General features: G+C 31.9%; 14 protein-coding genes. 6 read left to right on the forward strand and 8 right to left on the reverse strand.

Annotated features, from left to right (window positions below; translation table 11 throughout):
* Positions 1–106 precede the first annotated feature (106 nt).
* Complete coding sequence (locus tag E7X57_RS04950) at positions 107–1,798, forward strand: MarR family winged helix-turn-helix transcriptional regulator (protein ID WP_135611112.1); 1,692 nt, start codon at positions 107–109, stop codon at positions 1,796–1,798.
* 110 nt (positions 1,799–1,908) lie between these two features.
* On the opposite strand, the gene E7X57_RS04955 is transcribed toward E7X57_RS04950, so the two are convergent.
* Positions 1,909–3,267 carry a C2H2-type zinc finger protein gene (locus E7X57_RS04955; protein ID WP_135611114.1) on the reverse strand — a complete coding sequence of 453 codons (1,359 nt, stop codon included), beginning with the start codon at positions 3,265–3,267 and terminating at the stop codon, positions 1,909–1,911.
* Positions 3,268–3,402: 135 nt separating this feature from the next.
* Between E7X57_RS04955 and E7X57_RS04960 the strand changes: the two genes are divergently transcribed.
* A complete protein-coding gene (locus E7X57_RS04960) occupies positions 3,403–3,951 on the forward strand; it encodes a hypothetical protein (RefSeq protein WP_135611116.1) in 549 nt (182 codons plus the stop codon).
* Positions 3,952–4,063: 112 nt separating this feature from the next.
* Positions 4,064–4,738 carry a hypothetical protein gene (locus E7X57_RS04965; protein ID WP_135611118.1) on the forward strand — a complete coding sequence of 225 codons (675 nt, stop codon included), beginning with the start codon at positions 4,064–4,066 and terminating at the stop codon, positions 4,736–4,738.
* On the opposite strand, the gene E7X57_RS04970 is transcribed toward E7X57_RS04965, so the two are convergent.
* From E7X57_RS04970 to E7X57_RS04985, 4 genes are all read right to left on the reverse strand, one after another.
* The gene (locus E7X57_RS04970; RefSeq protein WP_135611120.1) at positions 4,730–5,242 is read right to left on the reverse strand and encodes a BglII/BstYI family type II restriction endonuclease; all 513 of its coding nucleotides are present in this window, start codon (positions 5,240–5,242) and stop codon (positions 4,730–4,732) included. The genes E7X57_RS04965 and E7X57_RS04970 overlap by 9 nt on opposite strands.
* Positions 5,239–5,817 carry a hypothetical protein gene (locus E7X57_RS04975; RefSeq protein ID WP_135611122.1) on the reverse strand — a complete coding sequence of 193 codons (579 nt, stop codon included), beginning with the start codon at positions 5,815–5,817 and terminating at the stop codon, positions 5,239–5,241. Before E7X57_RS04975 ends, E7X57_RS04970 begins: the two co-directional genes overlap by 4 nt.
* 68 nt (positions 5,818–5,885) lie before the next feature.
* Positions 5,886–6,341: a ribonuclease III domain-containing protein gene (locus tag E7X57_RS04980; protein WP_135611124.1), complete on the reverse strand. Its 456-nt coding sequence runs from the start codon at positions 6,339–6,341 to the stop codon at positions 5,886–5,888.
* A 14-nt stretch (positions 6,342–6,355) separates the two neighbouring features.
* The gene (locus E7X57_RS04985; protein WP_135611126.1) at positions 6,356–7,798 is read right to left on the reverse strand and encodes a phospholipase D-like domain-containing protein; all 1,443 of its coding nucleotides are present in this window, start codon (positions 7,796–7,798) and stop codon (positions 6,356–6,358) included.
* Positions 7,799–8,133: 335 nt separating this feature from the next.
* Between E7X57_RS04985 and E7X57_RS04990 the strand changes: the two genes are divergently transcribed.
* The 3 genes from E7X57_RS04990 to E7X57_RS05000 all read left to right on the forward strand — a co-directional run bounded on the left by E7X57_RS04990 (position 8,134) and on the right by E7X57_RS05000 (position 10,866).
* Positions 8,134–9,159 (forward strand): hypothetical protein, encoded by a 1,026-nt coding sequence (locus E7X57_RS04990; protein WP_135611128.1) that lies wholly within the window; start codon positions 8,134–8,136, stop codon positions 9,157–9,159.
* A complete protein-coding gene (locus E7X57_RS04995; RefSeq protein WP_135611130.1) occupies positions 9,160–10,098 on the forward strand; it encodes a hypothetical protein in 939 nt (312 codons plus the stop codon). It abuts the gene before it with no gap.
* 123 nt (positions 10,099–10,221) lie between these two features.
* On the forward strand, positions 10,222–10,866 hold the full coding sequence (locus E7X57_RS05000) for a recombinase family protein (protein ID WP_135611132.1): 645 nt from the start codon (positions 10,222–10,224) through the stop codon (positions 10,864–10,866).
* Positions 10,867–11,006: 140 nt separating this feature from the next.
* Here E7X57_RS05000 and E7X57_RS05005 read toward each other — a convergent pair whose 3' ends face one another.
* The 3 genes from E7X57_RS05005 to E7X57_RS05015 form a co-directional block, all read right to left on the reverse strand.
* Positions 11,007–11,441, reverse strand: coding sequence for a ribonuclease III domain-containing protein (locus E7X57_RS05005; RefSeq protein ID WP_135611133.1), 435 nt, complete (start codon positions 11,439–11,441; stop codon positions 11,007–11,009).
* 65 nt (positions 11,442–11,506) lie between these two features.
* Positions 11,507–12,349: a hypothetical protein gene (locus E7X57_RS05010; RefSeq protein ID WP_135611135.1), complete on the reverse strand. Its 843-nt coding sequence runs from the start codon at positions 12,347–12,349 to the stop codon at positions 11,507–11,509.
* Positions 12,325–13,341, reverse strand: coding sequence for a restriction endonuclease (locus tag E7X57_RS05015; RefSeq protein ID WP_135611137.1), 1,017 nt, complete (start codon positions 13,339–13,341; stop codon positions 12,325–12,327). Before E7X57_RS05015 ends, E7X57_RS05010 begins: the two co-directional genes overlap by 25 nt.
* Positions 13,342–13,360: the final 19 nt, after the last annotated feature.

Consider the following 13,360-nt stretch of genomic DNA (forward strand, 5'->3'; position numbering starts at 1 on the left):
GTGGCATCCATCAAGTTCTGACTAGCATTTGATAAATGAAAACTCTATAAAATATTAATGCGGGTGCTGATTAAATTTTTATAGAGCAGGATGCTCTTAATCTATAATGTCTATGAAGAATTTTTATTGCGTCATTTGTGGTTCTGAACTTGAAGACCGTGGACATACGTGTTCCAACAAATGCCACTTAGCATTAATGGATTTTAAAGGGAGTTACAAAGAATATTTACCGAATGGATATTGTAATTTTTGTGGTAAACCCCATAGCCTAACAAAAAACCTTAGCCATAAAAATATGATACTCCTTCGACACCCTGAATGCTATTCTTCTTCATTTGCCAAGCAATTTTGTGATAAAAATAAGGTCGCTAAAGTAATGACAAAAGACATAGACACAAATAAAGAATTCAGATTAGCATCAGGAGAAAAGGTATATGATACTCTCACTGGGCTTTTAATGTGTCCAAAATGTAAAAATTATTCTCTTGAATATAATGATTGGAAAAAAGAATGGATTTGTAAATTATGCGGAACGAATTCTAATAAATCATTAATAATTAATTGGTATGCATTCAATTTAAAAGACAATGACAAATATATGATATACAAGAATCACGGCATTGAAGCACTTTCTGAAATTACGAAAAAACCTGTGGGCAAAATTGAACTTTTTATATCATCATATTTTGAGAATTGTTGTACTTCAAAGGGAGAAAAATGTCCATATCATACTTTTTTTGATGTACCTGATAATTATGAAGCAGCTAAAATCAGTCACTTGTTCTATGACATGAGAAATAAATATGTTCGATTATTGACTGCCACCAATATGCTTAAACATGGGATAAAAGAATCTGAAAAACGTTTCAAAATAAATGATTTAATCATCCTCGAGTTCTTTAAAAGTGAACTAGAGGAATTATATGAAACGATACTCCAATCAATTAATAGAATGCACGATTATATGATTGGATTTGCGGACGATGACATAATAAGAAACCAATGTGTTTATTATTCTGAAATAAATCCAAATATCATATACGTAACCGGCAAAGAAGAAAATGCATGTTATGCTTGGAATGATGCAATAAAAGGGCAGTTGGTTGGTGTATTTGGATTACCTATTAGTGCAATTATGGATTTTGCCCATAGTATTACTGAAACTTACATGGCATTTCAATTATTTTTGGAAAAGCAACCACATGCGAAGTTAAAATCCGAAAAAATAGAACCTATTGAAAAGAAGGTTTTGAATTTAATAAAATCTGAAAAAGGCATTTATCAAATGGATGTGTGGAGAACATTGGGAATGGACTACCGAGAGTGCTCAAGAATTGTGACAAAATTATTGAGTAAAAATTTAATTAAAAGAGAGAAAGCTCCATCAAATGTATTAGCTACCTACAAATTATTACCAAAATCTACAATTCATAAATCTGAATCAGCAGAAGATTTTCTGAAACAATATTATGTGGAACTGGACGACCTTATTAATTATGATTTTAAGGAGCCTGAATTATGGTATTGGACATTTAAAGAATCCTATGACCAAGATATCGTTTTTACAAATTTTGGCAATCCTGATTTGCAGTATAAGAAGGATATGCAAGAATTTGTAGAAAGCTTGCAAAAAGAGAAGCTTCCTTTCGAAATATTAGAGTCATTACATATTAGCTCAAGGGTGGTAAAAATTAATAATATTACATATTATGAAATTACGAATGAAGACCTTATTGAAATATATGAGGAAGATGGATATTTCATCGATATGATTCATGCAAATATCATAATAAATTAAAGATGTAATGATTGGAAGGTCATGTTCTGAGATTAATATTTTACGTATTATACCCATCCTTTTTTAATATCTTTTACAATCAGAGTTCCTGAATTTCTATTTCTTGAATCCTACGTAATGGGGTTAAATGATGAGGTATGTCTTTTTGGATAAAATCTTGGTTCTTCATCCGTTACAATTTTTATCCTTCCCTGAACCCATTTTTGTATCCTTAGTTTATTATCATTATCATGTTCAATTATTTCGCAATCAAAATTTGACATTTTGAAACGTTTCATATCGCTGACAAATATTTGATACTCAGCAAGAATTGTTACTTTTTGTTCATTATAGTCTTTGAAACTACAATCATCAATATTTCGATTGGACTCTCTTATTTGAATTTCATTCCACAACAACTTGTTCAAACTTTGACGGGATTTTGGAATATTTGGTTTTGGATTTTCTTTTGTTTGGTTATTGGTATGGACATCTGTAATATGCTGTTGCAAAAGAATTTCGGTAGGGAAATTTTGACCACAATATTTACAAATTTTATAAGTATGTATCTTTTTGATATGTTTATTCAAACTCTTTTTTGATTGGAACATTTCTCCACAGCATTTGCATGTGACATGCATTTCTTTAATATGCTTTTCCAAACCATTTATTGATTGGAAAAATTTTCCACAGCATTTGCATATGAAGTGGGTGTCTTTGACATGTTTTTTAAAACTCTTTTTTGATTGGAAAATTTCTCCACAGCATTTGCATGTGACATGCATTTCTTTAATATGCTTTTCCAAACCATTTATTGATTGGAAAATTTCTCCACAGCATTTGCAAGTATGCACGTCTTTAATATGCTGTTTTAAACTAATATCAGATTGGAACTCTTTATCACAATATTTGCAAGTATGCACGTCTTTAATATGTTGTTCTAACAGAATTTCTGATTGGAACTCTTTATCACAATATTTGCATATGATGTGGGCATCTTTAATATGCTGTTGCAAAAGAATTTCAGTAGGGAAATTTTGACCACAATAGTTGCAGTGGTAATGCACATTTTTAAGATGCTTTTTCAAACTTTTCATTGATTGGAAGTATTCACCACAGTATTTGCAGCTGTTATGCACGTCTTTAATATGCTGTTCCAACAGAATTTCTGATTGGAACTCTTTATCACAATATTTGCATATGATGTGGGCATCTTCAATATGCTGCTTCAAAAGAATTTTTGATTGGAACTTTTCATCACAATATTTGCAAATATAAGTATTCAGCATTTCATCGGAATATACTATATGCTTTCCTTCATCCTCTCCATGAATTGTTGGTAGTGGAGTTTTTACAGTTGATGAGGATTTAGCTTTAATAAAATCAAGTTCACCTTCATCTTTCACTTCAGTAACGTATACAGAAGTCATACAATTGCTGCAAAATTCATTAAATCCAACAGTTTTTCCACAACTTCTACATATCAACATACAATTGCTTTAATTATTAAATATATATAAGCATGCCTAAAATTAATTTATATTTAATATGTTAGGAATATATTGCTAAATTTAATGCTATCGGAATTATAAGTTCTTAAATAAAATAAATCTTTAATTTAATTTATGGATAAAGAAAACCGTTCATATCTGAAAATCAAAAGAGAGCACTTACAAAAACTAAGACACATAACGGTTAAAGACCAAGATTCTTTTTTTTCAAGATATCCAAAATATAATTTATTTCGTGAAAAGATTTACTGTATTCTTTTAGTTCAAGGTGCAGCTTTGCATTATGTTAATGGAATTAATGGGATTAAAGATTTTGATGTCCTAGTATTATACAAAGAAAATGGCAATAAATATGATGAAGATGGCAAGTTGATACGAATTTATCCAAAAAGAGTATGTTCTTATGATTGTGAGATGGCAGAATTTGGTCGGTATCCAAATGATGATATTGATAAATATCCCAATCGTAGAGTTGATGTTTTAATGAGAGAAATTGGAAATGATTTAACAGATAATTCTGATTTGATTACAGCAATTAATAAATATTTTGAAAATGGCACTACCCAGTCTATAAAAGAATGGAGAAAAAAGGCTGTAGTCGGAATATGGCCAGATGAGATTCAAAGCAAAGTGATGTGGCATAAAGAACTCATACTTGATTAATTACGAGAATGCTGTGTCTTTAATAGAATGCTGTTCGATACCCTCAACTTAGTCATTTAATTTAAATATGAAGATAACTTCTATACAATTCTGATAAATGAGGTGAATTATTATGGACTATTTTTGCTCAAAGTGCAAAGAAGCGATTACATCTAAAGAATATGATTATTCTATGAACAAATACAATTGTGCTTTATGCCGAGAACATCAAAAAAGTTTCTCCAGCACAAATAATCCAACAATAAAATCTAATAATAATTCAATTTCTGAAGAACCTACTAAAAAAGATTCCCAGAGCGGTCTATCCAAGAGGGAACATTATTACAAAGAGAGCATGATTAAAGGCAGGATTGCAGAAACTCTTATTGAAGAATTGTTTTTGTCTTTAGATTATTCTGTTTTCAGGTACGGTATGGAAAACACTGTGCCCGGAATAATGAATCTTTTAAAGGGAGTCAGAAGTGATGTGGCTACAAACATCAGGCGTATGCCAGATTTCGTGATTCAAAATAACAAAGGGGAAGTCTTTTTTATTGAAGTGAAATTCAGAAAAAGCGAAGAATTTAAATTCAAAGATTTACCCAAAGATTATCCATATGAAAACTGTTATTTTGTTGTCGTTTCAAAGAAGCACATAAAATGCATCTCATATGAAGAACTTAAAAATGGTAAAGAAATAACTCCAAAATGTCATAATTATTTGGGCAATAGAAAGGAGTTTGAATTGGATAAAGATGTGATTGTTGATTTCTGTAATTTTGCAGTGAAGTTCTTTGATTCAGTATGAGTTATTTTCTGGTAGTAATCCCAACAATAGTATAGGAACTGGAATCGGCAATAATTTGAAATATCGATATGCAAAATCAAATTCTGCCATGTTGCTAACACTCGATGGTCTTGTTGGAAAGAACTCTTTTGGGGTAGTTGGAACAATCAGCACCGCAAGTGAAAGCAAGTTTTTTGTTAATCCATAATGGAATTTGTAGTAATCACGGTAGATAGTGGCACTGTTTCCAAACTGAACTTCTATGAATACATCATCCTTTTGAAAATCTCCTATCAGCTTCGGATTATCGTGGAGTAATGGTTTCTTTTGCCAATCAGATTTTGAAAATTCAGCTTCAAATGCCTTGTTATATGCTGTTTGATGTTGGAATGTATTATTGCCAACTTCAATTTCAAATTCAGGTTTCCACTCTATAGCATCAATGCAATCAAATATCTCATGGACTTCATCGACATTGCGTAGAAGCTTAGGACTGCAAAAGAAATATTCTTCCTTAAATTTCATGAATTAGCCTTCCATTCAACCTTTTCAAGCATCTCCCCAATTTCCCTTCCAATATTCATAAGTTCACGATGTCTTCTTTCATCTCTAGAATAATGTTGCTCTGTTGAAGTCCATATAACAGCAACGTTTCCTATCACAATTTTTCTTGCAATATTCCCTAAATAGTTATGAGAATTGGTTACAACAACACGATTACCTTTATCGCTAAATCTAATTCCACCAGACTTCTCAAAACCTGATTTTCCATTCTTAGCGTAAAAACCGTTCTTTTCAGAAAATTTAATAACATCATTAATATTATATTTGCATGTTTCAGCTTTACATGTTTCAGTTTTATCGATTTTAGAATCTGTAAAAATAATTGCATCTATAATCCCAATTGCTACCAATGCCGTCACTCCAAACAGCATACATACAAAGGAGCCAAACAAAAAACCTGCTGTTTCATAGTAAGTACCATAACTTTTTGCATCTATTAAATATAATATAATATTGCCCAAAACGAAACTATAACACGCAAATTTAGTGACAACAAGTTCATCCTCATTTCCAAGACCTAATTTTTCATATATCATTTTTTCATTGTCCTTTTATGATTCATCGCTCCATCATCTTTTTCACAACAAACTTCCATGCCATTACCTCATTCCTTCAAGACATACTTATTTGTCAGACGTTTTGCTTCATCAAGTCCTCTCGTAAGGTAAACAGCACCAAATAATGCTTCAAATACTTCAGCATTAGGCGTTACATCATCCATTTCAAATGTTTGATTCTGAATGTCCATATATTCGAGAACTTTTAATTTTATGGCAATTGGTGCAAAGTTCTCATCCTGTTCAATGCCAAGTGTTGTTTCTGTACCTTTTGCAGTATCAGAGAGCTGACCCTTTGTCCAATCTGGATGTTGCTTATAGAGGTGTTCACGGATAATCAAACGAAGAACAGAATCACCTATGAATGCAAGCCGTTGATTGTGATTTACTAATGAATTGTTGCTGCTATGAGTAAGTGCAAGCTTGTACATCTCCAATTCATCATCTGTGAATTCGAATTCATTATCCAGAAATTTGTACATGAATTTGATAACTTGTTCCACGATATCGCTCTCATTCACTTACATTCATAATTATTCCTCAATTCATCGATTTCATCAACAATTTTGAAATACTTTAAGTCATTAAATATTTTCTTAGCCTTCTTTAGATGATGGCATGTTTCAACATTCCAATTATAAGAATTGGCAATATCTATCCTTACACTTCCTTCCCAATATTTAGATTTTAATTTATTTTTTGCTATTGAAAGTGCATGATTCAAATGCTTATTAATTTCAATTTCGTGACCATTGATATTATGTTTTAGCTTGTTCTCTACTTTGTAAGCTGCTGCAATATTGCAATTGTTTATCGTAGAATTCCAATCTTCTGCTAATAAATCCATTTTTTTATAATTAATAATTGCATTGGAGATATGCACTATTGCTAAAGACTTATTGTTTTTTAATTTGTATTCTGCTGATGAATGATATGCAGAACCAACATTGTAATAGTTAGTATATTCTAATTTCATAGCATCTGATTCATAAATATGAATAAATTCATCACATTTTTTGTTTATTTCATCTAATTTAATTCTTGAATCAATGGAACAAACTAACACATCAAGAAGGAGAATATCATCTTTCAATATTTTTGCTAACTTTTCTGCTTCATCAATAGGTTTTTGAGCATTTTCAAACATATACATACGGGAATATGACTTTGAAATACCAATTAAACTGTGAATTTTTTTGAGAGTGAAATGATTGTATCCCTCTTCGATTTTAACCAGTTTGCTAAATATCTCGTATGATTTTTGATATGAATGTAAAGCTCCTTCAATATCTCCCATTTCGTATAAATTTTGGCCTTCATTGAGCAATGATTCCGCTTCCTCCCACAATTTAGTGTTATCATCATTTAAGCTTTCAGAATCAACTTTTGAGTTGAGGTACTCATTTAATTTCATTGTAGCTTCTTTGTTTTTTTCATTAGCTTTGTCCCTATCATCTTCGTTCATAGTTTTGTTTTCACTATATAGCTTAATGATTTCATCATCCAAAAGCACACTTTCTGAGTCTAATTGTTTAAAATATTCAATTGCATTTTTTATTGGGGATTCAGATGCCTTGCCAGTGAACATTAAATTAGCTTCATAATTTGTAGAGAAACCACCTTCACTTAAGTTCGAAGAACCAACAATTATAGTAGCATTGTCATCTTCGTTCTCGAAAATATACAATTTTGGATGAAAATTAGTTCCATGTACAATACTGCAATTTATTCCTAAATCTAATAGTTCACGAAGAGCTTCAACATCAGTAATCGAAAAATCCAGACCCGTAATGATAGAAATTTTAGTATCAGTATTTTCTTTAATACTTTGTTTAATTAAATCCAGTCCTGAATTTTTCAGAAATGCTACAGCAATTGAAACTTTATCACTTGAATCAAATAGCTCTGGGATTTCATTATTAAGGTCGTTTGATATTGAATCAATGAATTTGATTGTCATTTAATGTTCTCCAATTCCATAAATGATTTGTTAGAAATACAGCATCCACACTTCAAAGTTGATATTAAGAGCATATTTTTAAATGCATATATACTTTTTTATATTTTTTTATGTATGTACTAATTCCTGTACTAATTTTATTTTTTCTTAACGGATGTTTGAAAGCCAGTATTTTTCAATCACATAATATAGGTGTTTGCCGCCTTCATCACCTTAAGATAAAAAGAATACATTTATTTTAAAATCTTTAAGGTTGCATTTTAAAATAAAATAAATGATTATTAATAGTTTCAAGACACACTAACAACAGTAAAATTATATTTTGATGTGTAAATATGCAACTAAAATCACTCTACATGCCAGACAGTATTATCCAAAATGATGAATTTCCAGCCCATGTTACTTGGAACAAGAATGATAATTTAGAGATAACTGTAATTTTGCCAGAAACAATTGAAATTAAAGAAGTGTATAATGTACCTTCCGAATATATTGAAAATTTAGAATCGTCTTCTGCGAAGTTTGATGAATTTGAAGTAAATGGATATTTAGGCTTTGTTTTTAAGACACGATTGTTGAATGAATCAAAATCAATTGAAGATGTAGAATTTATTATTAAAGATTTGGATACTTCAAAAACAAAACGTTTTGTCAAACAAATACAGTTGTTCAGACCAGCAATAGAGTTAATCAAAACACCATCAAATATTGTAATAAAACATGATTCTGAGGATAATTTAATTATTGATGAAAAAATTCACCTTAAAAATTATGGAAATGGAACTGCTTTAATCTCGGTGAAGATAGATTCTGAAGATGGATTTAATATGGCAGTTCCTCATGAGATTGATGATTTCAACACAAAAGTACTACATACATTTGAAACTGAGCTAGAGGGTCTGAAATCAGATTATCCAGAACATTCTTCTCTTCTTGATGACTTTTATTCTTTGCTCAAGGAACCAATATCTCTAGACAAAGACACTAAAGCGAAAATTGAATCTATTGAATCAAATTTTGTATCAATATTTGAAGAAAACGAAAAATTCCATGAAGGTTTCTCATTGTGTATCTGGAATGCCTACATAAAAAATGTTCAACTTGTTACTAAAATAGAAAGCTTCATGAGTTATCTTAATTCCGTAGGTAAAAATAAAATATTATTGCTCAATTCGATTGAACTTTTAAAATGCGAAAAAATGGAAGGGAATATAAAACTATTGATAGAAATAACTGACCTCAATTATAACGATTATCCAACAATAGAAATCCCTAGTATAGCTATCAATTGTGAAAAGGAATGCAAAGTTCCAATATACTCTTTGTTTGAATGGAATGGTGAATCAGGAGCAGGTGAGTAAATGTCTTATGAATTGGCACAAAAATTAACGGACCATGCATTAAAAAATGCTTCAAAAGTATACGACACAATAAGGGGCTCATACAATGTATTCCCACCAGAGATTGTAATTTATTGCCCTGAAAATATCCAAAAATATTCCATTGTTTTCGAAGCAAAGGGTGGATTTCTACCTAAAAAAATTAAGTTCCCATATGGAGCTGCACGTAGAATCAAACTGAGACCACTTCGTGGATTAACAGATTTATCAGATGCAGTCGTTCGGACAACAGATGGATTTGAGCTAAAAACAAAATCAATGGAATCTGAAGATACTTTCATATTGGACTTGGAATACGATATCCAAGACCCTAACTATATAACTTCTTTAGTTGAGCGACATCATGCAAAAGAAATTCCGAGTACAGATAGTCATGAATATTGGATGCATGCTGAATTAAAACATCCGAAAGTACTAAAGACAAAATATGGAAAGCTTGAGTTGCAAGATATTGATTTTAACGTTGACGTTGGCATAAGTGGTGATATAAATACTGTAATCCCAGATGCATTCAAAAAAGAACTACAAATTGGGGTTGAGATTTTAAAAGAAACAGACCCTCACCGATTCCACCAACTTGGTGTAGAGAAAATACAAGCAATGCGTTCTAGGGGTAAGAAGAAAACAGCTGTTGAAGCTCTGGGTGCACTTCAAGAAGTTTTCATACCACAATCATTCTGCAAATATATAGACGTGGAAAAAGATTTTCATTATTCTGACTGCTTAAGGGGAAATAAATGTCATGACACCGTTCCATGGAATTTAACTTGGCCTAAAACAATGAAGGTCATATCAAGAACAGACTTAAACCTTGATAATTTTGCAGCTGAAGGTATTGTGAAATACAATAGACGGAATTTTGTCGATGAGGTCGGAAAAATTGTAGGATATAAAAAATAATATATCCTTCTAATTTTTTACATTTTTCTGAAATTGTTATTCCATTTGCATCTAATATCTTTCAGCTATTTTACATTTAAATAATAATGTATATATATAAATTCAAAGTTATTAACTTTTTATATGAATGTAAAAAGTAAAGTAAAAGCTGGACTCTACATCAGGACATCTACTGATAATCAGAGTGAATCGATAGAATTACAGAAAAAAGAATTAAAAAAATACTGTCAAGCTAAAGGATACGAAATCGTTGAAACGTATATTGATTTCGGTTTCAGCGGTAAGAATACAGAGCGTCCTGCATTTCAGAATATGATACAAGGTGCAGAAATTGGTAAATTTCAAATTCTACTTGTAACCAAGATTGACCGTTTTGCAAGGTCGATTATTGATTGTCTTATTAATGTTGAAAAACTGGAATCGTATGGAGTTGCATTTGCAGCAACAAGCCAACCTATTGATACATCGTCAGCTATGGGCAAACTTACACTTCAGATTATGGCCTGCTTTGCGGAATTTGAACGTTCCATCATAAATGAAAGAATGAAGGCTGGAAGAAAAGCTGCTGAGCAAAGAGGTGTTGTTTGTCATCGACCAAGGAAAGATATTCCCCAAAGGAAGCTTGAAGAACTTGTTGGGAAAGGATTATCTGCCAATGCATGCGGTAAATTCTTTGGAGTAACTGCTTCGACTATTACACATCGATTGCTTGAATATGGATATGTTTATGAAAACGGAGAGTGGATGAAAAGCTCAGATTCCTTGTAATCTAAGTATTTTTGATTTATTCAGGATGAATCATAGCAGTATGATAATCATTGCGAAGTATTATGCAAGATTTTGCTGGATATTGAAAGGGATTTGAGTTACAGCATATGGGAAGTATGATAGTTAGAATGATAAAATCATCATATCCCTTCATCAATGAACCACTTTCTTATGGCATCCTTCGGTTTATCAAAGCCAGCATCTAAAAAAATAGCACCTGCAATCGCTTCAAGCGTTTCAGCTAACACATGATCACTATTGCCATGATTTTGAATTATTTGGCCTTTTCCTAATCTTAGAAAAGGTTCGATCTTAAGTTTACGGGCAGCATTTGAAAGTCCTTTCTTTTTCTCAAGTTTAATACGTGCAGGAGTTATTGTCCCCCCACTTCTTTTCCCAGATCCCATTAACATCTCTGTTAAGGCAAGCTTTATTACAACATCTCCAACTGTTCGAAATTCATTTTGATCCTTGCATAGATGTTCATTTGAATATGCTCGTGTCGTAAGTGCTTGGATTAATAGTTCTTTATTACTGAAATGGTATCCAAGAATTTCTTCTATATTGCCCGTCATGCATCACCTGTTACGAATTAAATGATATTAACATATCAAACCAAAAGGAAAACCACTTTGTTATTTCAATCACTTCTTAAATGATATGACTCATCAATATTCTTCATTTTTGTCCTTTTCAAAATCGAACGACACTTTTGACAAAAGGGATCTTGGGTAAATTCACTTTTAGAAATAATCTCTTTGCATTTTGTACAAACAAATACAACTTTCTCTTTTTCGATTTTCTTCAATGATGTTTCCGTTTTGATGTTTATACACGTCTCAAAAATAGGTATAATTACTTGCAGTTTATGTTTGAAGATTTCATCATCATTTTGAAATTTAGTAGATACAAGTTCTATATTTGGTGTTTCAATAGGATGTGATGTTCCTTTAACTTGCATTAAATTCAATCCTCTTTTTCGAATTTCATCTACTTTTATGAACATCTCTTCTATTGAATCATTATCCAGTTTGTTTGATTGTATTAGAAACTCCTGCTTGTAATCAGGTCGTTGACTAAAATGATTATTTTTTATTTTACTGTTTACTTTTGTTGAAAATGAATCATCCAATTGACTTATTTTCTCAAGAAGATAGTTTTTTTCGCTGTTGTGAAACTCATGAAGGATATTTTTCAATTTTTTCACACTATTTAATGTATTGGCATCAAGCCCGATTACCACATTTTGTTCATCGTCATCGATTGAAACATAAATGTTTGGTTCCATCCGGTTCTTTGCCTCATTCATACTTCTCTCCGAAGGTAGTGGTAGCATCAACCATTCTTCTTTAGAGATCCATTCTGAGATTATTTCATTATCATCTTCAACGTGCTTTACAAGATTGTCACCAAGTACATCTTGTGCAATCTGATAGAGTTGAACATATCTTTGAATCTTCATTCCTCTATCACCAAACTCCATATTCTTTTTAGCGGTAACTCTGCTTTAAGTTCATCATCAAACCGTTCATAATACTTGAAAATTTCAGCAAGTATGTTTCCCTGATCCCACAATCTTGTTGTGAAAAATGCATTTTTAGCTTCCTGTTTTGCAGCAGAGTTAAATCCACCCCATGAAACTAAGAGAGCTTGGTCAGCCCCAACAGTTGACATTACGCCTTGTAGTTCCCTGAGTATCTTCACATCTACTGGAGAATATGATGATTTCACTTGCACACATATCCTTGGATTTTCAAAGCCTAATGGACCTGATGCTGCAAGTATATCAATCCCACCATCTCTTCCCGGTGGTGAAACCCTCGTAATGTATCCCTGTGCCTTTAGAATTTCATCAACAAGTCTTGCTAGACCATGTCCTTTGAATTTTGATTCAATATACTTTACAATTTGATCCCTGGAATAATCCTCAATATCAATAGTTTCTTCTTGATCATTTTCCGTTTCAATTTGTGGCACTTCATTGCTTGTTCCTTTTGGTTGTACTTCCCCTTTCAGAAGCTTCATAACACGGTTTTTAGCATCATTTCTCTGGATTTTACACACCGTCATGAACGCACCAAGAGAATATAGAATATCTTGGTCAAAAGCAGATCTTGGAAGTGTTTTCAACCATTTCACAGGCCTGATGTGTCTTACATTATCAGACAATTCTTTGTAAGTGTAATTCCCATCTATCTTTCCAATAGCAATTGATGATTCAGTTTTCAGAGGAAGTGCTACCAAGTCACCAATTTGCATCTCTCGGACAAATCTCCATATTTGTCCAACTTCATTGCCTGCTTTGTTCTTACTAGCATCGGGATATTCTTCTCTATAGATTTGATATAACTCATCTCTACTTTTGACGCTGGAAAGGTCTGGAAATTCATTCCAGCCTATTGTGACGACATTTTCTTCTAAAGCTACCTGTTCCTGTTCCCCGTGACTACCTGCTCTTACTAACCAAAAACTCAATTAGTTTCCCCCCTATTCA

It is taken from the genome of Methanococcoides sp. AM1 (assembly GCF_900774055.1).
In the GTDB taxonomy this organism is placed as follows: domain Archaea; phylum Halobacteriota; class Methanosarcinia; order Methanosarcinales; family Methanosarcinaceae; genus Methanococcoides.

Bases quoted from the DNA above. Each gene is read 5' to 3' on its own strand.
- E7X57_RS04950 (WP_135611112.1), top strand. From the start codon at position 107: ATGTCTATGAAGAATTTTTATTGCGTCATTTGTGGTTCTGAACTTGAA.
- E7X57_RS04955 (WP_135611114.1), bottom strand. From the start codon at position 3,267: ATGTTGATATGTAGAAGTTGTGGAAAAACTGTTGGATTTAATGAATTT.
- E7X57_RS04960 (WP_135611116.1), top strand. From the start codon at position 3,403: ATGGATAAAGAAAACCGTTCATATCTGAAAATCAAAAGAGAGCACTTA.
- E7X57_RS04965 (WP_135611118.1), top strand. From the start codon at position 4,064: ATGGACTATTTTTGCTCAAAGTGCAAAGAAGCGATTACATCTAAAGAA.
- E7X57_RS04970 (WP_135611120.1), bottom strand. From the start codon at position 5,242: ATGAAATTTAAGGAAGAATATTTCTTTTGCAGTCCTAAGCTTCTACGC.
- E7X57_RS04975 (WP_135611122.1), bottom strand. From the start codon at position 5,817: ATGATATATGAAAAATTAGGTCTTGGAAATGAGGATGAACTTGTTGTC.
- E7X57_RS04985 (WP_135611126.1), bottom strand. From the start codon at position 7,798: ATGACAATCAAATTCATTGATTCAATATCAAACGACCTTAATAATGAA.
- E7X57_RS04990 (WP_135611128.1), top strand. From the start codon at position 8,134: ATGCAACTAAAATCACTCTACATGCCAGACAGTATTATCCAAAATGAT.
- E7X57_RS04995 (WP_135611130.1), top strand. From the start codon at position 9,160: ATGTCTTATGAATTGGCACAAAAATTAACGGACCATGCATTAAAAAAT.
- E7X57_RS05000 (WP_135611132.1), top strand. From the start codon at position 10,222: ATGAATGTAAAAAGTAAAGTAAAAGCTGGACTCTACATCAGGACATCT.
- E7X57_RS05005 (WP_135611133.1), bottom strand. From the start codon at position 11,441: ATGACGGGCAATATAGAAGAAATTCTTGGATACCATTTCAGTAATAAA.
- E7X57_RS05010 (WP_135611135.1), bottom strand. From the start codon at position 12,349: ATGGAGTTTGGTGATAGAGGAATGAAGATTCAAAGATATGTTCAACTC.